The sequence below is a fragment of the Streptomyces sp. SUK 48 genome, assembly GCF_009650765.1.
In the GTDB taxonomy this organism is placed as follows: Bacteria; Actinomycetota; Actinomycetes; order Streptomycetales; family Streptomycetaceae; genus Streptomyces.
The window spans coordinates 7377912-7400711 of sequence record NZ_CP045740.1 but is presented as its reverse complement, the minus strand read 5'-3'; the positions used below and the strand labels follow the sequence as shown (position 1 = coordinate 7400711).

The 22800-nt window shown below is 73.5% G+C and carries 21 protein-coding genes; 11 read left to right on the top strand and 10 right to left on the bottom strand.

What is annotated here, in order from left to right; genetic code table 11:
* Positions 1-62: 62 nt before the first annotated feature.
* Positions 63-683 (bottom strand): LysE family transporter, encoded by a 621-nt coding sequence (locus GHR20_RS32810; RefSeq protein ID WP_153815253.1) that lies wholly within the window; start codon positions 681-683, stop codon positions 63-65.
* A gap of 80 nt (positions 684-763) precedes the next feature.
* On the opposite strand from GHR20_RS32810, the gene GHR20_RS32805 reads away from it, so the two are divergent.
* Both GHR20_RS32805 and GHR20_RS32800 read left to right on the top strand, forming a co-directional pair.
* Entirely contained in the window at positions 764-1645 is an 882-nt protein-coding gene (locus tag GHR20_RS32805) for a LysR family transcriptional regulator ArgP (protein WP_153815252.1), read from the top strand.
* A gap of 150 nt (positions 1646-1795) precedes the next feature.
* Positions 1796-2047: a WhiB family transcriptional regulator gene (locus tag GHR20_RS32800; RefSeq protein ID WP_153815251.1), complete on the top strand. Its 252-nt coding sequence runs from the start codon at positions 1796-1798 to the stop codon at positions 2045-2047.
* Here GHR20_RS32800 and GHR20_RS32795 read toward each other — a convergent pair.
* The 4 genes from GHR20_RS32795 to GHR20_RS32780 are packed head-to-tail and all read right to left on the bottom strand — an operon-like array spanning position 1960 to position 6883.
* Entirely contained in the window at positions 1960-3963 is a 2004-nt protein-coding gene (locus GHR20_RS32795) for a HAMP domain-containing sensor histidine kinase (RefSeq protein WP_243878194.1), read from the bottom strand. The two genes, GHR20_RS32800 and GHR20_RS32795, sit on opposite strands and share 88 nt — an antisense overlap.
* Entirely contained in the window at positions 3960-4664 is a 705-nt protein-coding gene (locus GHR20_RS32790; RefSeq protein WP_153815250.1) for a response regulator transcription factor, read from the bottom strand. The genes GHR20_RS32795 and GHR20_RS32790 overlap by 4 nt, the downstream gene beginning before the upstream one ends.
* Positions 4665-4684: 20 nt before the next feature.
* Complete coding sequence (locus GHR20_RS32785) at positions 4685-5419, bottom strand: L,D-transpeptidase family protein (RefSeq protein ID WP_111583429.1); 735 nt, start codon at positions 5417-5419, stop codon at positions 4685-4687.
* Positions 5420-5461: 42 nt separating this feature from the next.
* The gene (locus GHR20_RS32780; RefSeq protein ID WP_148025905.1) at positions 5462-6883 is read right to left on the bottom strand and encodes a M1 family metallopeptidase; all 1422 of its coding nucleotides are present in this window, start codon (positions 6881-6883) and stop codon (positions 5462-5464) included.
* Positions 6884-7106: 223 nt separating this feature from the next.
* Here GHR20_RS32780 and GHR20_RS32775 point away from each other — a divergent pair, with 223 nt between their 5' ends.
* The gene (locus tag GHR20_RS32775) at positions 7107-7463 is read left to right on the top strand and encodes a DUF488 family protein (protein ID WP_153815249.1); all 357 of its coding nucleotides are present in this window, start codon (positions 7107-7109) and stop codon (positions 7461-7463) included.
* 93 nt (positions 7464-7556) lie between these two features.
* Here the strand turns inward: GHR20_RS32775 and GHR20_RS32770 are convergent, their stop codons facing one another.
* On the bottom strand, positions 7557-9230 hold the full coding sequence (locus GHR20_RS32770) for an FAD-binding dehydrogenase (RefSeq protein WP_153815248.1): 1674 nt from the start codon (positions 9228-9230) through the stop codon (positions 7557-7559).
* 55 nt (positions 9231-9285) lie between these two features.
* Positions 9286-9981, bottom strand: a complete 696-nt coding sequence (locus GHR20_RS32765) for a TetR/AcrR family transcriptional regulator (RefSeq protein ID WP_153815247.1) — start codon at positions 9979-9981, stop codon at positions 9286-9288.
* Between the two features lie 183 nt (positions 9982-10164).
* Between GHR20_RS32765 and GHR20_RS32760 the strand changes: the two genes are divergently transcribed.
* Complete coding sequence (locus GHR20_RS32760) at positions 10165-10794, top strand: alpha-ketoglutarate-dependent dioxygenase AlkB (RefSeq protein ID WP_153815246.1); 630 nt, start codon at positions 10165-10167, stop codon at positions 10792-10794.
* An 89-nt stretch (positions 10795-10883) separates the two neighbouring features.
* The gene (locus GHR20_RS32755; protein ID WP_153815245.1) at positions 10884-11657 is read left to right on the top strand and encodes an MBL fold metallo-hydrolase; all 774 of its coding nucleotides are present in this window, start codon (positions 10884-10886) and stop codon (positions 11655-11657) included.
* A gap of 7 nt (positions 11658-11664) precedes the next feature.
* Here the strand turns inward: GHR20_RS32755 and GHR20_RS32750 are convergent, their stop codons facing one another.
* On the bottom strand, positions 11665-12534 hold the full coding sequence (locus GHR20_RS32750; protein ID WP_153815244.1) for a universal stress protein: 870 nt from the start codon (positions 12532-12534) through the stop codon (positions 11665-11667).
* Between the two features lie 237 nt (positions 12535-12771).
* Between GHR20_RS32750 and GHR20_RS32745 the strand changes: the two genes are divergently transcribed.
* Genes GHR20_RS32745 through GHR20_RS32735 form a run of 3 tightly spaced genes read left to right on the top strand, consistent with a single transcriptional unit; the run spans position 12772 to position 16312 of the window.
* Complete coding sequence (locus tag GHR20_RS32745) at positions 12772-14481, top strand: FAD-dependent oxidoreductase (protein WP_153815243.1); 1710 nt, start codon at positions 12772-12774, stop codon at positions 14479-14481.
* The gene (locus GHR20_RS32740) at positions 14478-15965 is read left to right on the top strand and encodes an ATP-binding protein (RefSeq protein ID WP_111583438.1); all 1488 of its coding nucleotides are present in this window, start codon (positions 14478-14480) and stop codon (positions 15963-15965) included. The genes GHR20_RS32745 and GHR20_RS32740 overlap by 4 nt, the downstream gene beginning before the upstream one ends.
* Positions 15962-16312 (top strand): UBP-type zinc finger domain-containing protein, encoded by a 351-nt coding sequence (locus GHR20_RS32735; protein WP_111583439.1) that lies wholly within the window; start codon positions 15962-15964, stop codon positions 16310-16312. The genes GHR20_RS32740 and GHR20_RS32735 overlap by 4 nt, the downstream gene beginning before the upstream one ends.
* Positions 16313-16335: 23 nt before the next feature.
* Here GHR20_RS32735 and GHR20_RS32730 read toward each other — a convergent pair whose 3' ends face one another.
* Together GHR20_RS32730 and GHR20_RS32725 are read right to left on the bottom strand one after the other, a co-directional pair.
* Entirely contained in the window at positions 16336-17682 is a 1347-nt protein-coding gene (locus tag GHR20_RS32730) for an SGNH/GDSL hydrolase family protein (RefSeq protein WP_153815242.1), read from the bottom strand.
* Positions 17683-17812: 130 nt separating this feature from the next.
* Positions 17813-19573: a M4 family metallopeptidase gene (locus GHR20_RS32725; protein WP_243878193.1), complete on the bottom strand. Its 1761-nt coding sequence runs from the start codon at positions 19571-19573 to the stop codon at positions 17813-17815.
* A 331-nt stretch (positions 19574-19904) separates the two neighbouring features.
* On the opposite strand from GHR20_RS32725, the gene GHR20_RS32720 reads away from it, so the two are divergent.
* From GHR20_RS32720 to GHR20_RS32710, 3 genes are read left to right on the top strand one after another with little or no spacing between them, the layout of a single operon-like run.
* Complete coding sequence (locus tag GHR20_RS32720; protein WP_148025914.1) at positions 19905-21071, top strand: serine hydrolase domain-containing protein; 1167 nt, start codon at positions 19905-19907, stop codon at positions 21069-21071.
* A 55-nt stretch (positions 21072-21126) separates the two neighbouring features.
* Positions 21127-21804: an AIM24 family protein gene (locus tag GHR20_RS32715; protein WP_153815240.1), complete on the top strand. Its 678-nt coding sequence runs from the start codon at positions 21127-21129 to the stop codon at positions 21802-21804.
* Positions 21805-21823: 19 nt separating this feature from the next.
* Positions 21824-22786: a pyridoxal-phosphate dependent enzyme gene (locus GHR20_RS32710; RefSeq protein WP_153815239.1), complete on the top strand. Its 963-nt coding sequence runs from the start codon at positions 21824-21826 to the stop codon at positions 22784-22786.
* The last annotated feature ends 14 nt before the right edge of the window (positions 22787-22800 follow it).

Here is a 22800-nt window from a genome sequence, read left to right as displayed (position 1 = left end):
ACGCCTCGGTTCGGCAGACGGATCCCGGCCTCCGGACCCGACCCCCGGACCGGCATCCGTTCTCAGCCTCCGACGAGCAGGGAGACGCCCAGGACGAGCATGGTGAGAGCCACCAGACCGTCCAGGAGCCGCCAGGCGCCGGGCCGGGCCAGCCAGCGGCCGAGCAGCCGAGCGCCGAAGCCGAGCGCGGTGAACCAGCACAGGCTGGCGAACGCGGCGCCGAGCCCGAAGGTCCAGCGCAGCGGACCTCGGTCGGCGGCGAGCGAGCCCAGCAGGAAGACGGTGTCCAGGTAGACGTGCGGATTGAGCCAGGTCATGGCGAGACAGGTGAGCACGGCCCGGCGCAGCGACCCGGCCGCGTCGCCCGCCGCGGCCAGTCCGGTCCCGGAGGGCCGCACGACACGGCGGGCGGCCAGCACGCCGTAGCAGAGCAGGAAGACGCCGCCGACGATGCCGACCGCCCGGACCGCGCCCGGCCAGGCCACCACGACCGCGCCGACGCCGCCCACGCCGAGCGCGATGAGCAGCGCGTCGGACAGGGCGCAGATGCCGACCACGGCGAGTACGGCGTCCCGGCGCACCCCCTGGCGCAGGACGAAGGCGTTCTGGGCGCCGATGGCGACGATCAGGGACAGGCCGGTGCCGAAGCCGGCGACCGCGGCGGTCAGGGCGGTGTGGTTCATGGCTCGAAGCTAAGGACACCTCGCCGCTCAAGTACAGCTAAAGATTCTTACGTATCCTTAGCGCTCGTGATGGACTCGTGATGGATCTTCCCCTGGACCAGGTGCGGACGCTGCTCGCGGTGGTGGACGAGGGCACCTTCGACGCGGCGGCCGCCGCCCTGCATGTGACGCCGTCGGCGGTGAGCCAGCGGGTCAAGGCCCTCGAGCAGCGCACCGGGCGGGTGCTGCTCCAGCGCACCAAGCCGGTCCGGCCCACGGAGTCGGGCGCGGTGCTGGTGCGCTACGCCCGTCAGCTCGCCCGGCTGGAGCGGGACGCCTGGGGCGAATTGGGGCTCAGCGGCGCCGGGGAGCCCACCCGGGTGTCGGTCGCGGTGAACGCGGACTCGCTGGCGACCTGGTTCCTGCCCGCGCTCGGCCGGGTGCCGGGGCTCTGCTTCGAGCTGCGCCGCGAGGACGAGGGGCATACGGCGGTCCTGCTGCGCGAGGGCCTGGTGATGGCGGCGGTGACCTCCTCGCCGGACCCGGTGCCCGGCTGCACGGCGCGTCCGCTCGGCCGGATGCGCTATCTCCCGGTCGCGGAACCGGAGTTCGCCCGCGCCCGGATCGCCGGCCGCCCCCTGCCGGACGCCCTCGCCACGGAGCCCGTGATCGTCTTCGACCGCAAGGACGACTTCCAGGACGGCTACGTCCGCCGATTGGGCGGCGCCTCGGCCGCCCCGCTGCGCCATTACGTGCCCACCTCGGAGGGCTTCCTCGACGCCGTCGCCTCGGGCCTCGGCTGGGGCATGGTCCCGGAGGTCCAGGCCCGCCCCCTGCTGGCCGACGGCCGGCTGTCCCTGCTCGCGCCCGGCGCGTGGATGGACGTCACCCTGTACTGGCAGCAGTGGAAGCTCGACTCCCCCGCGCTGGCCGCGCTGGCGGAGGCGGTGACGGCGACCGCGGCGGAGACGCTGCGCGACTGAGACCGAAGAATGGCCGAAGTCCGCCGCACCGTGGCCGAATTCACCTCTCTTACCGGTCTACGCCGTTTCATGGCGCGCCGACCGGTCACCCGATGACGAGACACACGTCCGCCCGACGCGGACGACTCCGATCCGACCTGGGAGGCTTCCATGGAGAACTGGCGCGAACAGGCCGCATGCCGTCACGAGGACCCCGATCTGTTCTTCCCCATCGGCAGTACCGGGCCCGCGCAGGTGCAGGCCGAGCAGGCCAAGATGGTGTGCGAGGGGTGCCCGGTCCGAGAGCAGTGCCTCGACTGGGCGTTGGACACCGGTCAAGGCATCGGCGTCTGGGGCGGCACCACCGAGGTGGAGCGCCGCAGGCTGCGCCGCCGGGCCCGCTCCCACTCGCGTTCGGGCTGAACCCGGCACGGTGGCTCACGACTTCTCGGTCGGCTCCCCCACGGCTCCTCCCCCGGTGCCGGCGTGGCCGGCAGCCGCAGGGTGAACACCGCGCCCTCTCCGGACTCGCTGGTGGCATGCGCCGTACCCCCGTGCGCGGCCAGCAGCTGGCGGACGATCGGGAGCCCGAGACCACTGCCTCCGGTGCGGCGGCTGCGCGACTTCTCGGCCCGCCAGAACCGTTCGAAGACCTGCGGCAGATCCTCGGCGGCGATGCCCGAGCCGGTGTCGGCGACGGTGAGCACGGCGTCGGTGCCGTCCCGGCGGGCCGTCAGGGTGACCGTGCCGTCGGCCGGGGTGTGCCGCAGCGCGTTGGAGACGAGGTTGCCGAGCACCTGCCGCATCCGTACCGGGTCGGCGTCCAGCCAGAGCGCCGGGTCGGCCCCGGTCACCAGCGCGACCCCGGCCGCGTCGGCGGCCACCCGGTGGGCGGCGGCGACCTGGCCCAGCAGTTCGCCCGCGGGCAGCGGTTCGCGGTGCAGGCGCAGGGTGCCCGCGTCGGCGGCGGCCAGGTCCTGGAGATCGTCGATGATCCGCTGGAGGACGAGCGCCTCCTCGTGCAGGGAGTCCAGCAGGCCCGGATCCGGTTCGACCACGCCGTCGCGCATCACCTCAAGCCAGCCCCGGATGTTGGTGAGCGGGCTGCGCAGTTCGTGCGCGATGTCGCTGACCATGGCCTTGCGCTGGGCCTCCAGGCGTTCGCGGCGCTCGGTGAGTTCGTTGAACGCCTCCGCGAGGATGCCGGTCTCGTCCCGGGTGGTCACGGGCACCCGGACATGCCGCTCGGGCGGCGCCTGCGCGGCCTCGGTCAGCGCGCGCAGCGGCCGTACCAGCCGGATGGCGACGGCGGCGGTCACCGCGACGGTGACGGCGAGGACCAGCCCGGCCGCGGACACCACCTTGGACTTGTTCGCCGGTGACATGTCGAAGCGGGACGGGTTCTGGTCGCCGATGCCGAGGAACAGGTCGGCGGCCGGGGCGACATAGGGCTCCAGCTGGGCGCGGCGCGCGCCGAGCACACAGGTCTGGGCCGAACGCACAGTGGCCTCCCGGTCCTTGCCCGCGACCTTGGCGAGCAGGGGGCCACCGCCGAAGTGGTCCTTGGCCCCCGGGTCGTAGGCGAGGAACAGCGGGCCGCCGCCGGCGTCCAGGCCCGCCTGCCGCAGACAGGGGCGGGCGAGCTGGGACAGCGTGTCCAGGGCCCGGGTCTCGGTGGGCGTCGGGGCGTCGAGCCCCTCGGTCCCGCACCCCGCCACGCCGTAGCCGGACGGGTCGGCGCCGTCGCCGCCGGCGAGCACGGGGCGTCCGCTGGGCGTTGCCCGCACCGTGGTCCGCAGGCCGTAGCGGGCATAGCATCGCCGGTCCCGGGCGGCCAGCGACTCCAGTGCGGCGCGTTCCTTCGCGGGCAGCCGGTAGGGGCCGACGGCGCGCGGGTCGATGCCGCTGAGCTGGGCGCCGGTCTCGCTGTAGGTGTCGGTGCGCAGCGGGTCCACGCCGGCGGCGGGCCGGGGCGGCAGCGGGGTGCCGCGCGGCGCGGAGTCGGCGACGAGGGTGCGGTCGGGGGTGGTGAGCGCGATCCGCCGCCCGGTCCGCGCCGCCAGGTCGCGCACGGACCGCTGGACGCCGGACCAGTCGGAGTGGGTGGCCGCGTACCCGCTGAGCTGGGCGAGGATGCTGTTGTCGGCGGCGAGGTCCTGGCCCTGTTCCTCCTTGAGGGCGCTGGTGGTGGTGGTCACCGCGAGCCAGGCGGTGGCCGCCACCGAGCAGACGGCGATCAGCGCGGAGACGGACAGCAGCCGGACCAGCAGCCGCTTGCGCAGCGGTATCCGGCGCCGGGCGCCCCGGCCCCCGCTCCCCCGCCCCGGCCGGGACCTCACGGCCGGCCGCTGAGCTTGTAGCCGACGCCGAACACGGTGAGCAGCCGTACCGGACGCCGGGAGTCGGCCTCTATCTTGCGGCGCAGGTTCATGATGTGGACGTCGACGGCCCGTTCGGTGGAGGACCGGTCGAACCCCCGGGTGCACTGGAGGAGTTGGCGCCGGGTGAACACCCGCTCCGGTTCGGCCGCCATCGCCAGCAGGATCTGGAACTCGGCCGGGGTGACGTCCACCGGCAGTCCCTCGCAGCGCACCTCGTGCCGTACCGGGTCGACGCTGAGCCCGGCGGCCCGCACCGCCGGGTCGTCGCCGCGGGCGCCGGCGGCCCGGCCGCTGCGTCGCAGCACCGTGCGGACGCGGGCCATCAGTTCGCGCGGGCTGTACGGCTTGGTGAGGTAGTCGTCGGCGCCCAGTTCGAGGCCGAGCAGCACGTCGTCCTCGCCGGAGCGGGCGGTGAGTATCACCACGGGGACGTCCAGCTCACCGTCCTCGCCGCGCAGTCCGCGGCAGACGCCGAAGCCGTCCAGGACCGGCAGCATCAGATCGAGGACGAGGAGGTCGGGCCGCAGCCGGCGGGCCGTTTCGAGCGCGGCCCCGCCGTCGTGCACCACCGTCGCGGTGTGTCCCTCGGCCAGCAGGGAGCGGCGGATCAGTTCGGCCTGCTTCTCGTCGTCCTCGGCGACCAGCACATGTGCGCACACAATCGCGGATACTAAGCGGCTCAGGCCGCGAGCCAGTCGGCGTACCCCATCGCGACGACCGGGTGCCGGGCCGGGTCGAGGGTGCGCAGCAGGTCCTTCATGTGCGCCTTGGCGACGCTGACGCAGCCGTGGGTGGGGCCGCCGTGGTCGACGTGCAGCCAGACTCCCCCGCCGCGCCGGGGGCCGAGGGGGCGGGTCCAGTCCAGCGGGGAGGTGCCGGGCTTGCGGTTGTAGTTTATGGCGATGACGTAGTCGAAGCAGCCGTCCAGGGGTTCGCCCTCGAAACCGGTGCCGGGCGAGTGGAATCCGGCGGACTCGTGGTACGGCAGTCTGCTGCCGGGGTCGGGCAGCAGTCCTCCGGCGTCGGAGAGGGTGTACACGCCGAGCGGGGAGCGCAGGTCGCCCAGCATGTGGTGGGCGCTCCAGCCCTTGAGCGCGTTGTGCGCGGGCCAGCTCGGGCCCGCCTGCCAGCCGTCGGCGGTGCGCTGGTGCAGGACGACCGTGCACTGCGGGGAGTCGGGGCCGCGCCCGGTGGCGACGACGGCCTGGGTGCACTGCTCCGGTATCGCCGCCGTCCTGGTGGGGCCGAGCCCGGGTATCGCGTGGGGGGCCTGTTCGGCCTGCGAGGTGGTGCCGGACGCGGGCGCGGGCCGGGTGGGCCGCGCCCGGTGCCCGGCCTCCCCGCCGCTCCCGCCGCAGCCGGTGAGCAGCAGCGGGGAGGCGAGGAGGGGAAGAGCGGTTCTGCGGTTGATCATGCCGTCGAGCTTCGCCGACAGTTATGTGGAATTGGTAAGAACTCAGGCCCGGTTCGGCTTGCCCTTCGTGAACAGCCAGGTGTGGAAGAGGGAGTCCAGCGGCTTCTGGGACTTCTTCTCGGCGAGCCGGACGAACTGCGCGGTGGTGCCGTGTCCGTCCCGGTGCTCGGCGGCCCAGGCGCGCAGGATCGCGAAGAACGTCCGGTCCCCGACCGCCTTGCGCAGCTCGTGCAGGGCCATCGCGCCGCGGTCGTAGACGGGCGTGCCGAAGATGTTCTCGCCGCTGCCCGGGTCGCCGGGCGGGTAGGCCCACAGCTCGTTGCCCGCCGGGCGGGCGTCGAGCTCGTCGAAGGTGTGCTGGGCGCTCGCGCCGCCGTGCTGCTCGGAGTAGAGCCACTCCGCGTAGGTCGCGAAGCCCTCGTTCAGCCAGATGTCCTTCCAGGAGGTCAGCGACACCGAGTCGCCGAACCACTGGTGGGCGCTCTCGTGCACCAGGGTGAGGATGTCGGGCGCGGAGTCGTAGAGCGGGCGGGTCTGCGTCTCCAGGGCGTAGCCGACCTTCGCGTGGTCCACGATGGAGCCGGCCGACGTGAACGGGTAGGGCCCGAAGAGCTTGCTCTCCCACTCCAGGACCGACGGCAGTTGCTTGAGCACCGGGGCCGCGGCCTTGGCCTCACGCGGGTCGACGGCGTCGTAGACCCGGATGCCGTCGCGGGTGGTGTACTGCCTGACCTGGAAGGTGCCGATGGTGGCGGTGGCCAGGTAGGCGGCCATGGGCCGGGTCTCGCGCCAGCGGAAGGTGGTCTCGTTCCCGACGGTGCGCTGTCCGAGCAGGTTCCCGTTGGCGACGGCGGTGCGGCCCTTGGGCACGGTGAGGGTGAAGTCGTACGACGACTTGTCCTTGGGGTGGGCGTTCCCCGGGAACCAGGTCATGGCGCCCTGGGGCTCATTGGCGACGAACGCGCCGTCGTCGGTGGCGATCCAGCCGTCCGCCGAGCCGTCGGGGTCGGTGACCGGCTTGGGCGTGCCGTGATAGGTGACGGTGACCGTGAAGTCCTGGCCCGCGCGCAGGGCGTGGCGCGGGGTGACGACGAGTTCCTGCCCGGAGCGCTTGACGCCCGCGGCGCCGCGGTCGACCTTGACGCCGCCGACCGTCAGTCCCTTGAAGTCGAGGTCGAAGCGGGTGAGCGGCTGGGTGGCGCGGGCGCTGAGGACCGCGGTGCCGTCCAGGCGGCCGTCCTTCTGGTAGCGCAGCGTCAGGTCGTAGTGGCGCACGTGGTAGCCGCCGTTGCCGCTGAGCGGGAAGTAGGGGTCGCCCGCGCCGGCCGCGCCGATGGTGCCCGCGCCGGCCGGTCCGGCGGCACCGACGAGCGCGGCCACGGCGACGGGCACGGTGGCGAGCACCGCCCGGCGGCCGAGGACCGTGGTACGGCGGCGGGCGGGCTGTCTGCGGGGTGACGTCACGTGCGCTCCTCTTGAGGTGGTCGGCTGGCCCACAGACTAGAGGCGCCGGTGGCTCCGGGTCTCCGGTTTCATTCTGGCCAGGTGGTGGCGAGATCGCTGCTCGGCGGGGGTGGAGGCGGGTGAGTGGCGGGTTCCGGGCGGCCGGGCCGCCGACCGGCGCCCCCGCGGCCCGCGCAGTACGCTCGCCGGAGGTGGCCGCCGTCGCGCAGGAAGGGGTCCGGTCATGAGCGTGCGCGTGCGCCGGATCTATGAACCGCCCGAGCCCGACGACGGGCTGCGGGTGCTGGTCGACCGGCTGTGGCCGCGGGGCGTGACCAAGGAGGCCGCGCACGTGGACGAGTGGCCCAAGGGGCTCACCCCCTCGGCGAAGCTGCGCACCTGGTACCACGGCGGCGGGTCGTACGAGGGCTTCCGCGCCCTGTACGAGGCGGAACTGGCCGCCCCCGAGGCCGCCGAGCTGCTCGACGGCCTGCGGGAGTCGGTCCGCGCGGGCCCGGTGACCCTGCTGACGGCGCGCAAGCTGCCGGAGCGCAGCCACGCCCAGGTGCTCCTGGAGCTGCTCGGGTGCGCCGACGGCTAGGGTCTTTCGTCTGGATCAGGCCGGATCAGAAAGCGGTGCCAGACCCCGCGAGCCCGGCAAGATCCAAACGAGAGGACCTAGGGGCGCCCCAGGTCAGCCGGTGTGCCGGGCCGCGTGCCGGCCCGCGGCGCGGCCCGAGAAGAGGCAGCCGCCGAGGAAGGTGCCCTCCAGGGAGTTGTAGCCGTGCACCCCGCCGCCGCCGAACCCGGCCACCTCGCCGGCCGCGTACAGCCCCTCGATCGGCGTCCCGTCGGCGCCGAGGGCGCGTGAGTCGAGGTCGGTCTGGATGCCGCCGAGCGTCTTGCGGGTCAGCACACGCATCCGTACGCCGATCAGCGGGCCCGCGGCCGGGTCCAGGAGGCGGTGCGGCGCGGCCACCCGGCCGAGCCGGTCGCCGAGGTAGCGGCGGGCGTTGCGGATGCCCTGGACCTGGGAGTCCTTGCTGTACGGGTTGGTCATCTGGAGGTCGCGGGCCTCGATCTGGCGGCGCACCCCGGCCGCGTCCAGCAGCGGCTGCCCGGTGAGAGCGTTCATCTTCTCGACCAGCCGCTCCAGGCTGTCCGCGGTGACGAAGTCGGCGCCCTTGTCGAGGAACGCCCGCACCGGCGCCGGCGCGCCCTTGCCGACGAGCCGGCTGCGCACCACGGCCTTGCGGTCCTTGGCGGTGATGTCGGGGTTCTGCTCGGAGCCGGAGAGCGCGAACTCCTTCTCGATGATCTTCCGGGTGAGGAGGAACCAGGAGTGGTCGTAGCCCGCGATGTCCTCGGTGGTGCGCAGGTACTTGAGCGTGCCGAGGGTGTCGTACCCGGGCAGGCAGGGGTCGGGCAGCCGGCGGCCGAGGGCGTCCAGCCAGACGGCGGAGGGGCCGGGCAGGATGCGGATGCCGTGGCCGGGCCAGACCGGGTTCCAGTTCTGGAGGCCCTCCGTGTAGTGCCACATCCGGTCCCGGTTGACCAGGCGGACGCCCGCCGCCGCGCTGATGTCGAGCATCCGGCCGTCCACGTGGGCGGGGACGCCGGTGACCATCTCGGCGGGGGGCGTGCCGAGCCGCTCGGGCCAGTAGCGGCGCACGATGTCGTGGTTCGCGCCGATGCCGCCGGTGGTGACGACGACGGCCTGGGCGGTGAGTTCGAAGTCGCCGACGCGCTCGCGGCTGGAGGCGACGCCGCGCGGGGCGTCGTCGGGGGCGAGCACCGTGCCGCGCACACCGCGGGCGGTGCCGTCCTCGATGACCAGGTCGTCCACCTGGTGGCGGTGGTGGAAGGTCAGCAGTCCGTCCCGGGCGGCCTGCCGGGCGTGGCGGACGAAGGGTTCGACGACTCCGGTGCCGGTGCCCCAGGCGATGTGGAAGCGGGGCACGGAGTTGCCGTGCCCGTCGGCCCTGAGGTCGCCGCGCTCGGCCCAGCCGACGGTGGGCAGCAGCTCGATGCCGTGCCCCTGGAGCCAGGACCGCTTCTCGCCGGCCGCGAACTCCACATAGGCGCGGGCCCAGCGCACCGCCCAGGAGTCCTCGTCCTCGATCCGGTCGAACCGCGCGCTGCCGCGCCAGTCGCTCCAGGCCAGTTCGAAGGAGTCCTTGACGCCGATCCGGCGCTGTTCGGGCGAGTCCACGAGGAAGAGGCCGCCGAAGGACCAGTACGCCTGGCCGCCGAGGTTGGCGGCGTTCTCCTGGTCGACCAGGGCCACCCGGCGTCCCCGGCTGGTGAGTTCATGAGCCGCGACCAGGCCGGCGAGGCCCGCTCCGACGACGATGACGTCCGCGTCCATGGCGTGGAGGTTCCTTCCTCAGTGCGTTGTCGAGAGTCAGTTCGTGGTGGAGGGGTCAGTACGTGGCCGGGAATCCGTGCGTGACCAAGGGGTCAGCGCATGGCCGAGGGGTCAGCGCGGGGTCGAGGGGGTGGCCGGCGCGCCCGCCGCCGTCCGTGAGCAGCGCGGTGAGCAGCTGCTTGAGCCAGCTCCGCGCGTGCTCGATGTCCTTGTCCAGCAGCAGCTGGGTGGTGACGCCGTCGTAGGCCGCGACCACGGCGTGCGCGGCGCCGGCCGTGTCACCGAGCACGGCGGGGAGTCCGGTGTGGCCCCGGGACCGGAAGAGGCGGTCGGCGACGGCCTCCCGGAGCCGGGCGCGGTGGCCGAGCAGGACACGGGCGACCTCCGGGTCGCGGGCCGCGTGCACCAGGAAGTCGGTCTTCACCAGCAGCCAGTCCACGTCGAGCAGCAGCACCTCGGTGACGCGGTCCACGGCGGCCGGTACGTCGAGGCCGGGGCCGTCCTCGGCGAGGGCGTCCGCGACCTGGGCGGCGATGAGGTCGGCGCGCTCCTGGTAGAGGGCGAAGAACAGCTCGTCCAGGGTGGCGAAGTTCGAGTAGAAGGCGCCCCGGCTGTACCCGGCCGCCTCGCAGACCTCCTCGATGGAGACCCGTCCGAACCCCTTGGCCGCGAACACTCCGAACGCGGCGTCGAGCAGCCGGGCACGGGTCTCGGCCCGGCGCCGGGTGACGCGTCTGGCGGACTCCTGCATGACGGCACCCCCTTCGATACGCGAATGTATCCGATACACCGATGCATCGAAAGGGCCGAGGCACCAGCGGGCATCGCCGAGCGCCACCCGAGACCACCCGGCATCGCCGCGCCTCGCCGTGCCTCGCCGTGCCTCGCCCGATCGGATGGGAACGTATTTTCGAATCAGGAGTACGCTGGCTCCATGGCCACGCACCTCCAGGGCTCCCTGTTCGACCAGACCGACGAGCTGCGCCCGGGCCCCCTGCGCGGACTGCGCCGGACCGTGCTCGGCGCCGGCGCCTGGATCGACGTGCTGCCCGGCTGGCTGACCGGCGCGGACGCCCTGTTCGAACGGCTCGCGGCGGAGGTCCCCTGGCGCGCCGAGCGGCGGAAGATGTACGACAACGTCGTCGCCGTACCCCGCCTGCTGGCCTTCTACGGCGCCGCGGACCCCCTCCCCCACCCCGTCCTGGACGAGGCCCGCGCCGCCCTGTCCCGGCACTACGCGAGGGAGCTGGGCGAGCCGTTCACCACCGCCGGGCTGTGCTACTACCGCGACGGCCGGGACAGCGTGGCCTGGCACGGCGACCGGTCCGGGAAGGGCGCCCGCGAGGACACCATGGTCGCGATCCTCTCCGTGGGCGAGCCCCGCGATCTGCTGCTGCGCCCGGCGGGCGGGGGCGGCCCGGTGGTACGGCGGCCGCTCGGGCACGGCGATCTGATCGTGATGGGCGGGGCCTGCCAGCGCACCTGGGAGCACTGCGTGCCCAAGACGGCTCGGGCGGCGGGACCGCGGATCAGCGTGCAGTTCCGCCCGCACGGCGTGCGCTGAGCGGTCCCGCCCGCCCCCTTGCGCCCCACGGTTGCGGATCTGGTTGGCTGTCTCCTCGAAGATCATTGGCACTCGGGCGCGGAGAGACCATGCGGGCAGAGGTACACCAAGTCGCCGACGGCACCTACCTGGTGCACGGCAACAACGTCAACTGGGTGATCCTGAAGGACGGGGACGCCCTCACCCTGATCGACACCGGGTATCCCGGGGACCGGCCGGGAATCCTGGAGTCCCTCGCCGCGGTGGGCGGTTCACCGGAGGCGGTCTCCGCCGTGCTGATCACCCACGCGCACAACGACCATCTGGGCTCGGCCGAGTACCTGCGCTCGACGTACGGCACGCCGGTCTACCTCCACCCGGCCGAAGTCCCGCACGCCCGGCGGGAGTTCCTGCACCAGGCCACCCTCGGCGACGTCGTCCGCAACGTCTGGCGGCCGGGCATGCTGCCGTGGGCCGCGCATGTCATCAAGGTGGGCGGCATGGAGCACAACCCGGTCACCGCGCCGGAGCCGTTCCCCGGAGCGGGCGCGCTCGACCTGCCGGGCCGCCCGGTGCCCGTGCACACCCCCGGCCACACCGACGGGCACTGCGTCTACCACCTGCCGGAGACCGGCATCGTGATCTCCGGGGACGCCCTGGTCAGCGGGCACGCCGTGTCCTGGACCAAGGGGCCGCAACTGCTGCCCGGCTTCTTCGACCACGACCGCGCCCGGGTCGTGGCCTCCCTCGACCTGATCGCCGGGCTCGACGGCGACACCCTGCTGCCCGGCCACGGACCGGTCCACCGGGGCGCGGTGCGCGCCGCCGCCGAACAGGCCCGGGACCGGGCCACCGGTAAGTCCCGCACGTCCAAGGCGGGTTGACGCCGGGTCAGTCGTGCGGGACCACCGCCACCGGGCAGTCCGCGTGGTGCAGCACCCCGTGCGCGACCGAGCCGATGCGGGCGCCCACGGCGGTGCGGCGGGCCCGGCGGCCGACGACCATCAGCTGGGCGCGGCCGACGAGCGACAGCAGCACCTGCCCCGCGCTGCCCATCTCCACCTGCTCGGCCACCGGCACGTCGGGGAACCGCTCGCGCCAGGGCCGCAGCGCATCGGCCAGCGCCTGCTTCTCGTACGGCTCCAGGCCCCCGGCCTCGTCCAGCAGCCTGAGCGAGCCGGGGCTGTAGGCGAAGACCGGCGGCAGGGTCCAGGCCCGTATGGCGCGCACGGTGGCGCCGCGGGCCGCCGCCGTCTCGAAGGCGAAGCGCAGCGCGGCCGCGCTGTCCTCGGCGTCGCCGTCCTGGCCGACCACCACCTCGCGCCCGGCGGCCTCCAGGGCGGCGCGGTCGCCGGCGCGCACGAGCACCACGGGCCGGGCGGCCTCGGCGATGACGCGCCGGCCCACCGAGCCCAGCAGGAAGCCGACGACCGGGCCGTGCCCGCGCGAGCCCAGGACCAGCATCTGAGCGTCCCGGGCCGCGCGGCCCAGTACCTCGCCGGCGTCCCCCTCGGCCACGTCGACGCTCACCGTGAGCTCCGGATGCCGCTCGGCGACCTGGCGCACCGCCTGTGCGACGCCCTCCTCGGCCCACCCCCGCTGGGTGTCCCGGTCGGCGGCTCCCGCGAGCTTCTCGGCGTGGTGCCACGCGTGCAGGACCCGCAGGGGCAGCCCCCGGCGTACGGCCTCCCTGGCCGCCCAGTCCAGCGCGGCCAGGCTCTCCTGCGTGCCGTCGAGCCCTGCCGTGATCGCCCGTGTCATCCGTGGCCTCCTCGTCGTGCCGACCGTTCGTGCTGCCGATGCCCACTATCGGACACGGCGCGCCCCGGCCGGACCCCGGCCCTCCGCGGCGCGGGGGCGGACCCCGGACGCCGGGGCGCTGGGTGGAACCGGACGCCGGGGCGAAGCCGGGCGATCGAACATACGATGGGCGCGTACCGGTGCGAGGGCGCCCGTGCCACCGCGCCGCGGGATTCCGACGCTCGGGGTGGGAGATCCATGACACAGGCCGCGCCCAGGACACCGCCCCCGACGGCACCGGCCGCCGACGCGACGCGGACCGTCATCCTGACCGTGGACGACGACCCAGGGGTCTCCCGCGCCGTCGCCCGTGATCTCAGGCGCCGCTACGGAGCGTCGTACCGGATCGTGCGCGCCGAGTCCGGGCCGTCCGCGCTGGAGGCGCTGCGCGAGCTGAAGCTGCGCGGCGATCTGGTGGCGGTGATCCTGGCCGACTACCGGATGCCCCGGATGAACGGCATCGAGTTCCTGGAGCAGGCGCTCGACGTGTACCCGGGGGCGCGGCGGGTGCTGCTGACCGCGTACGCGGACACGAACGCGGCGATCGACGCGATCAACGTGGTGGACCTCGACCACTATCTGCTCAAGCCCTGGGACCCGCCGGAGGAGAAGCTCTATCCGGTGCTGGACGATCTCCTGACGGCGTGGCGCGCCAGCGACCACAAGCCGGTGCCGAGCACCAAGGTGGTCGGGCACCGCTGGTCGGCGCCGTCGTCGCGGGTGCGGGAGTTCCTGGCCCGCAACCAGGTGCCGTACCGCTGGTACTCCGTGGAGGAGCCGGAGGGGCAGCGGCTGCTGGCGGCGGCCGGGCTGGACGGGCAGCGGCTGCCGGTGGTGATCACCCCGGACGGCTCGGCGCTGGTCGAGCCCGAGGCACCCGAACTGGCCGCGCGGGTGGGCCTCGCCACGACACCCACGGCCGACTTCTACGACCTGGTGGTGATCGGCGGCGGCCCGGCCGGGCTCGGCGCGGCCGTGTACGGGGCCTCGGAGGGGCTGCGCACGGTGCTGGTGGAGCGCTCGGCGACCGGCGGGCAAGCCGGGCAGAGTTCCCGCATCGAGAACTACCTGGGCTTCCCGGACGGTGTCTCCGGCGCCCAGCTCACCGACCGGGCGCGGCGGCAGGCGGCCCGGTTCGGTGCCGAGATCCTGACCGCGCGCGAGGTGACGGCCCTGGAGACATGTGGCGCCGCCCGGGTCGTACGGTTCGCGGACGGTACGGCGATCGCCGCGCACAGCGTCATCCTGGCGACCGGCGTGCAGTACCGGCAACTCGACGCCCAGGGCTGCGCGGACCTCACCGGCTGCGGGGTGTACTACGGCTCCGCGCTGACCGAGGCGGCCGGCTGCCAGGGCCAGGACGTGTACATCGTCGGCGGCGCCAACTCGGCGGGTCAGGCGGCGATGTACCTCGCCCGGGGCGCCAAGTCGGTGACGCTGCTGGTGCGCGGCGCGGATCTGGCGGCGTCGATGTCGTACTACCTGGTCCAGCAGATCGCCGAGGCGCCGAACATCGAGGTGCGCTGCCGCACGGTGGTGGACGCGGCCCACGGCGCGGAGCGGCTGGAGCGGCTGACCCTGCGTGACACGGCGACCGGGGAGACCGAACGGGTCGACGCCCAGTGGATGTTCGTGTTCATCGGCGCGGCCCCGCTGACCGACTGGCTCGGCGAGGGCGTGCGGCGCGACGAGCGCGGCTTCATCCTCGCCGGGCCGGATCTGACCGCCGACGGGCGGCCCCCGGCCGGCTGGGAGCTGGACCGGCCGCCCTACCACCTGGAGACCAGCGTGCCCGGCGTGTTCGTGGCGGGCGACGCGCGCGCCGAGTCCGCGAAGCGCGTCGCCTCCGCCGTCGGCGAGGGTGCGATGGCCGTCATGCTCGTCCACCGGTATCTGGAGCAGTCATGAGCGGGCAGATCATGCCGTGCGACCCGAAGGAGATCCGGTCGCTGTTCCTCTTCGAGAAGCTCGCCCCCGAGCAGCTGGGGCGGCTGTGCGCCGAGGGGCGGGTGGAGCTGTTCCCGCCGGGTCCGGTGTACACCGAGGGCTCTCCCGCGACCTGCTTCTTCGTGATGGTCGAGGGGACGGTGGTGATCTCGCGCCGGGTCGGCGCGGACGACGTGGAGGTCACCCGGACCTCGCAGCGCGGGGTGTACGGCGGCGCCATGCAGGCGTATCTGGGCGACCGGGTGCGGCAGGTGTACACCAACTCGCTGCGGGCCACCGAGCCGACGCGGTTCTTCGTGCTGCCCGCCGATCTGTTCGCGGACGTGATGCACGCGTGGTTCCCGATGGCGGTGCATCTGCTGGAGGGCCTGTTCTTCGGCTCGAAGACCACTCAGGCGGCGATCGGGCAGCGGGAGCGGCTGCTGGCGCTCGGCTCGCTGTCGGCGGGGCTCACCCATGAGCTGAACAACCCGGCGGCCGCGGCCGTGCGGGCCACCGCCACGCTGCGGGAGCGGGTGGCGAAGATGCGGCGCAAGCTGGCCGTGATCGCCGAAGGGCCGTTCTCCCGGGACGCGTTGGCGAGCCTGGTCGAGATCCAGGAGCGCACCGCCGAGCGGGTGGCGAAGGCCCCGGCGCTCGGTCCGCTGGAGGCCGCCGACCGGGAGGATCTGCTCGGGGACTGGCTGGAGGACCACGGCATCGCGGACGGCTGGCGGCTGGCACCGACCTTCGTCCAGGCGGGACTCGACGCCGACTGGCTGGAGCAGGTCGCGGCGGCCGTGGACGAGGAGATTTTGCCGGGTGCGATCGGCTGGCTCAACTACACGGTGGAGACCGAGCTGCTGATGACCGAGATCGAGGACTCCACCGCCCGCATCTCGCATCTGGTGGACGCGGCCAAGCAGTACGCGCAGCTGGACCGGGCGCCGTACCGCGCGGTGGACGTGCACGAACTCCTGGAGAGCACGCTGCTGATGCTGTCGGCCAAGTTCGGCTCCGGCATCCGGGTGGTCAAGGAGTACGACCGGACGCTCCCGCCGGTGCCCGCCTATCCGGCGGAGCTGAACCAGGTGTGGACCAACCTGATCGACAACGCCGTCTCCGCGATGCGGAGTTCGGGCGGCGAGGGCACCCTGACGGTGCGCACCGCGCGCGACCACGACCGGGTGCTGGTGGAGTTCCGGGACACCGGGCCGGGCATCCCGGCGGAGATCGAGGACCGGATCTTCGACCCGTTCTTCACCACCAAGCCGGTCGGCGAGGGCACCGGGCTCGGTCTGGACATCTCCTGGCGGATCGTCGTCGACAAGCACCACGGCACGCTGCGGGTCGACTCGGAGCCCGGTGACACCCGCTTCCAGGTGCTGCTGCCGCTGACCGCCGGACCACCCGAGCCGGCCGGACCGCCCGGACCGGCCGGCGAACGATCGGAGGAGGCCGTATGAGCGGCACCGAGGGCATCGACACGAACGTCCCGCCGAGCGGCACCGGTTGCGTGGAGTGCGAGGCGGCGGGCGGGTGGTGGTTCCATCTGCGGCGCTGCGCCCAGTGCGGGCACATCGGCTGCTGCGACGACTCGCCCGCCAAGCACGCCACCGCGCACTACCGGGCCACCGGGCATCCGGTGATCCGCAGCTTCGAGCCGGACGAGGCGTGGTTCTGGAACTTCGCCACCGAGGAGCTGAGCGCCGAGGGGCCCGCACTCGCCCCGCCGGCCGGGCATCCGGCCGACCAGCCGGTGCCGGGCCCCGCGGGGCGGGTGCCGCGGGACTGGGCGCGGACCCTGGGGTGAGCCGCTGAACCGCGGGCCGAGCCTCAGCGCCGGCAGTCGAGCCGCTTCAGGTCGACGGTGCCGGCGAGGGCGCGCATGCCCCGGTCGCCGGGGTGCAGATGGTCGCCGCCGTCGTACCCCGGCCGCAGGCGCTCGGGGTCGCGGGGGTCGCGCAGCGTCCGGTCGAAGTCGGCGACGGCGTCGAAGTCCCCGCTCGTGCGCAGGTGGTGGTTGACCTCGCGGCGTACGGCCTCGGCGGCGTGGTCCCACTCCGGCCAGCCCTTGAACGGGCCGATGGTGGCGCCCATCACGCACAGATGGGCCGCGTGCGCGCGGTGGACCAACGTGCGGTATCCGGCGATCAGTTCGGCGGCGGTGACACCGGTGTGGGCCTTGAGGTCGTTGACGCCCGCGAAGAGGACGACGGTGCGCACCCCGGGCTGGGACAGCACATCCCGGTCCAGCCGGTGCAGCATGCTCTGCCCGGCGCCGTCCCCGGTGCCGTCCGCGAGCAGCTTGTCGCCGGATATGCCCTCGTCGGCCACGCCCTGGAGGGCGCCTCGGGCCGCGTGCAGGCGCCGGGCCAGGTAGTCGGGCCAGCGGCGGTTGCGGTCGGCGGTGGACTGCCAGCCGTCGGTGAGGGAGTCGCCGAGCGCGGCCACGGCACCGCCGGCCGGCCGGTCGGGACGTACGGCGACGGCGTCGACGTACCACCAGGCGCCGGTGGTCCGCGTCCAGCGCGCGCCGCCGTCCTCGGCGGTCAGATCGCCGCCCAGCGCCGTGTACGACGTCTGGAGCGCCAGCTCGTGGCCGCTGGCCGGGCCCCCGGCCAGCGGGGTGCGCAGGCTCACCGCGAGATCGGCACCGGCGGGCACCCGGCCGGGCAGCGGATCGCTCCAGGCCACGGAGCCGGCGGGGACGGTGACGCGGTGGGCGCCGCCGAAGGTCAGGGCGTGGTTGCCGCCGGGGCGCAGGGCGGCGCCCCGGGCGCGCGGGCCCGCGTAGACGTGGTCGAGGACCAGCGGCCGGTCGCCGAAGGCGTTGGTGAAGCGGATGCGCGGCGCGCTGCCGCCGACGCTGAGGTGCACGATCATCCGGTACTGCGCGCCCGCGACGCCCGGGCCCATGCGTTCGGCGCTCGCCGCCCAGGTCAGCACGCCAGAGGCGCGGCCCGGGGCACTCGGCGGATGAAGGACCGCGCGGGTGGGCCCGGCCTGGCAGGCGGCGACCGTCAGCAGGGCGGCGGCGACGCGGCAGCCGCGCCCGAACCGGCCGTTCACGAGACGCCCGGCCGGTCGCCGGCCGGCCGGACCCCCGCGGCCGTATCCGCGTGTCCCACGCAGGACATGGTCCCGCCACCAGCCCCGGTCCGCACCTCGGTGGGCCGTCATCCGTTCCCCTCCCTCGTCGGCTCGCCGCCGTCCATGATCGCGGCGGTGTCGAGAGGTCCGGATGCCCCGCACCGGTCCGGACATGCGGATGCCCCGCGCGGGGCGGGGCATCCGGTCGTGCGCGAGGCCGTCAGTGCTTGGCGGCCGGCGCGTTCGCGGCGGTCACATCGACCGCCGCCCACGCCTGGTTCACCGTCTTGTACTCGGTGCTGTTCGCGCCGTACAGGTCCTTGGCCGCCTGGAGCGTCGCGACACGCGCGTCGTGGAAGTCGGTCGTGGACACCATGTAGCGGGTCAGCGCACGGTAGAAGATGGCGGTGGCCTTGGTGCGGCCGATGCCCTTCACCGTGGACTTGTCGTACGTCGGCGAGTCGTACGCCACGCCGTTGATCGTCTTCTTGCCGCTGCCCTCCGCGAGGAGGTAGTAGGCGTGCGACGAGACACCGGAACCGGCGTGCACCTCGGTGTAGTAGGTGTCCGGCGTCCAGTAGTCGATCGTGCCCTCGAGCTTGTCCAGCGAGGGGTGGTCCAGGCGGCGCAGGAACTTCTGCGCGAGGCCCAGCTTCTCGCCGATCAGGTAGTCGGGCGTGTCCTGCTTGTTGTTGGCGTAGAACTCGACGTTGGAGCCGAAGATGTCCGCCAGCGACTCGTTGAGCGCACCCGGCTCGCCGTACTGGTTGCCGTCCGCGTCGACGTAGGTCGGCTCCAGCTTGGCGGTCGCGTCCACCACGCCGTGGGTCAGCTCGTGACCGGTGACGTCGAGGACGACCAGCGGCTTCTTGAAGGTCTGCCCGTCACCGTCGCCGTACAGCATGCAGGTGCAGGTCGGGTCCCAGAAGGCGTTGGCGACCTTGCTGCCCCAGTGCACCAGGCCGTGGGCGGCCTTGCCGTTGTCGGCGATGCCCTTGCGGCCGAAGGTCTTCTTGTAGAAGTCCAGCGTCTTGGTGATGCCGTACTGGGCGTCCGCGGCGGCGCTGGCGCGGTTGGAGGTCGCGCCGTTGCCCCACACGTTGGTGGTGGTGGTGAACTTCGTACCGGAGTTGAAGTTCTCCGTCTTGCCGCCCTTGGCGTCGCGCACCTCGGTGCCGTACCGGCTCGGGTCGGCGAGCTGGTAGTGGCCGCGCGAGGTCTGCGTGGTGGTGAGACCGACGCTGCCGACGTAGAGGGTCTTGCCCGTGCCGCTGGCGGCGGACGGGTAGGACGTCTTGGCGCCGGTGGGGGCGCCGGCGCGGCCGAGGGCGGCGGCGCGGGCGTCACCCGTGGCCGGGGTGGCCGTCACGCCGCTCTTCTGGAGGCTCTTGACGAGCTTCGGCGACAGGAACTGGTCGCTGTCGGGCGTGTTGCTGCGCACCTTGCCGGTGACGGCGTCGACCACGACGGTGTTGGTGCCGTCCTGGTCGGTCACGGTCACCTGGTAGGCGAGCGCGGAGGCGCCGTCGCGGGCATCCACGACGAGCTGGGCGGTACCGGCCTCGCCCTTGGCCGCCTGGGCGGCCTTGGCGGCGGCCTGACCGGCGGTCAGCTTGGCCTTGGCGGCGGCGGCCGGCTTGACGGCCTGGCCGGCGGCGCGGGTCACGCCCGTGTAGGCGAGCTGGTGGTCGAGGTGGACCACGAGGTCGCCGCCGAGCACCGGCAGGCCGTTGTGGGTGCGCTCGAAGCGGACGTGGCGGGCGCCCTCGGGGTCCAGCATGACGTCCTGGGCCTGGAGTTCGTCACCCGTGGAGACACCGGTCGCGGACGCGTGCGCGAAGGCCGCGGTGCGGGCCGCGGTCACCACGGCGCCGGAGTCGGTGACGGACGCGACGGAGCGCGCCTCCCCCGTCGTGGGACCTGCGAAGGCCGTACCGGCCAGACCCGTGGCGGCGGTCGCCACCGCGACCGCGATCGCCACTGAGCGTATGTGCGGTTTACGCAATCTGATCAGGGTTCCTTCTGTGGAGGGCGGCGATCGTCAACCGCCCTGGGGCATGGCGCCTTTCGGCGCCAAGGGGCTGGTCGGGCCCCGAAGGCTCACCCTTACGGATCAGTCATGTGCACGTAAACCGAGAATGATCCATTTCGCGAACTTCTATGGCAATCCTTTGCAAATGGGCGCCAGAGAGTGATCGCTTCATGACCAACTGTGTGTCGGCTGTGGAGACGTGGTCCCGATCCCCTAGGTTCCCAGGCCGGAATGTGACCGATATCGCATCGGCAGTCGTACGGATGGGAGTGGATGCCCGATGGTGTCAGCCACGGTGAGCAGGGGCGCGGTTCTCGGAGCGGTCGCGCTGTCGCTGCTCGCGGTACCGGTGGTGAAGTCGGCCGCGGCGGAGGGGCTTCCGGCGCCCGACACGGCGGGCCTGACCGCGGTGCTGCGGTCGGCGGTGGCCCAGGGCGCGCCGGGCGCGCTGGCCCGGATCGACGATCACGGCACGGTGTACCGGACGACGTACGGGTACGCCGACCGCGGCACCCGGCGGGCCATGGACGCCGGGGACCGGTTCCGCGTGGGCAGCGTCACCAAGTCCTTCTCGGCGGTCGTCCTGCTCCAACTCGTCGACGAGCACCGGCTGGAGCTGGACGCGCCGGTGAACCGCTATCTGCCGGGGCTGCTGCCGACCGACGCGATCACGGTGCGCCAGGTGCTCGGCCACCGCAGCGGGCTGTACGACTTCACCAACGACATGTTCGCCGACAGCGTCCCCGGGTTCGAGGCGGTCCGCGACAAGGTCTTCACGTACCGGGAGTTGGTGGCGCTGTCCCTGAAGCACCCCCGCACCAACGCGCCCGGCGCGGCGTACTCCTACTCGAACACCAACTTCGTGGTCGCCGGGATGCTCATCGAGAAGATCACCGGGCACTCCGTGCGGACCGAGTACCAGAACCGGATCTTCGGGCCGCTGAAGCTCCGGGACACCTTCTACGTCCACCCCGACACCGCGATCCCCGGCGCCCACGCGCACGGCTACCTCACCCCCGACAAGGCGGGCGATCCGCTGGTGGACGCCACCGAGCAGACCGTGTCGTGGGCGCAGAGCGCGGGCGCGATCATCTCCAGCGCGCGGGACCTGGACACCTTCTACAGCGCGCTGCTCGGCGGCAGGCTGATGTCCGCGGCGCGGCTCGCGGAGATGGAGAAGATGATCCGGGTCAACGCGACCACCGCGTACGGGCTCGGGCTGCGGCGCCGCGATCTGTCCTGCGGGATCTCGGTGTACGGGCACACGGGGACGGTGCAGGGCTACTACACGTACGCGTTCGCGACGAAGGACGGCGGCCGGAGCATGACGGCCGTCGCCACCACGTCCAACAACGGAACGGTGCTCAACACGCTCGCGGGGACGCTGGATTCGGCGTTCTGCGGCAAGCGGGCCAAGCGGTGGCCGCCGGCCTCGGGCAAGGAGTAGGAAACCGGGCGTCCTGATCTTGGCAGAAGGCGTGCCGCCGGGTCAGGATGCCCGCATGAAGGGTGATCTCTTTTCCGGCCGGCACCTGGTGCGGGCGGCCACCGGGCCCGGGATGTCCGTCGAGAACGCCAAGTGCCTCAGGTACGCGGTGGACGGCGAGATGTACGCCCGGCAGGGCGCGATGGTCGCCCACCGCGGAGACCTGCGGTTCGAGCGCAAGGGGCAGGGCGTCGGGGGCATGCTCAAACGGGCGGTCACCGGGGAGGGGCTGCCGTTGATGGCGGTGCGCGGGCGGGGCGAGGTCTGGCTCGCGCACGAGGCGCGGAACTGCTTCGTCGTGGAACTGGAGCCCGGCGACCGGTTCACCGTGGGCGGCCGGCATGTGCTGTGCTTCGACCCGTCGCTGTCGTACGAGATCCGCACGGTCAAGGGCTCCGGCGTCACCGCGGGCGGCCTGTTCAACAGCGTGTTCGGCGGCAGCGGCCGGCTCGGTCTGGTCTGTGACGGCGAGCCGCTGGTCATCCCGGTCACGGCGGAGCACCCGGTGTACGTCGACACGGACGCGGTGGTCGGCTGGAGCGAGGCGCTGGAGACCTCGCTGCACCGCTCGCAGTCGGTAGGGTCGATGCTGCGCGGCGGCTCCGGCGAGGCCGTACAGCTGATGCTCCGGGGCGAGGGCGTGGTCGTCGTCCGTCCGAGCGAGCTGACCCCGCACAAGCCGCAGCAGCACTGAACGGGAAAGGTGGCAGACCGTGATCGGCATCTCCGAGATCGAGGCCGCGGCCGAGCTGATCGCCCCGCATGTGGTGCGGACGCCGACCGTGGCGAGCCCCGGGCTCGGCGCGCTGCTCGGCGCCCCGGTCACGGCCAAGCTCGAACTGCTCCAGCGCACCGGCTCGTTCAAGGCGCGCGGGGCGGCGGCGAAGCTGCTGTCGCTGAGCGAGGCGGAGCGGGCGGCGGGCGTGGTCGCGGTCAGCGGCGGCAACCACGGGATCGCGCTCGCGGTGATGGCGGCGGCCCTCGACGTGAAGGCGACCGTGGTGATGCCCCGCACCGCGCCCGCGCGTTCGCTCGCGCTCGCCGAGGAGGCCGGGGCGGCGCTGCGGCTGACCGACGGCATGGACGGCGCCTTCGAGCTGGGGACGCGGCTCGCGGCGGAGGGGCTGACACTGGTCCACCCGTTCGACGACCCCACCGTGCTGGCCGGGCAGGGCACGGTCGGCCTCGAACTGGCCGAGGACGCCGCCGAGGAGCTCACGGACGTCGTCGTCAGCGTCGGCGGGGGCGGCCTGATCTCGGGCATCGCGGCGGCGCTGCGGGAGCGGCGGCCCGGGGTGCGGGTGTGGGGCGTGGAGACGGCGGGCGCCGAGGCGATGTCGGCCGCGCTGAAGGCGGGCGGCCCGGTGCCGGTCCCGCTGTCCTCCCTGGTCACCACCCTCAGCGCGCCCGCGGTCTGCCGGCTGACCTACGACCACACCGCCAAGCTGGTCGAGGACGTCCTGGTGGTCCCCGACCGCGAGGCCGTGCGCGGCTGCCTGGACCTCGCCACCCACGCCAAACTCTGGGCGGAACCCGCCGCGGGCTGCCTGCTGCCGGCCGCCCGCGAGGTCCTCTCCCGCGTCGGCCCCGGCGCCCGTCTGGGCCTCGTGGTGTGCGGCGGCAACACGACCCTGGCAGAGGTCACAGGCTGGGCGGAGCGGTTCGGGCTGGAGTAGGGGGTGGCGGGCCC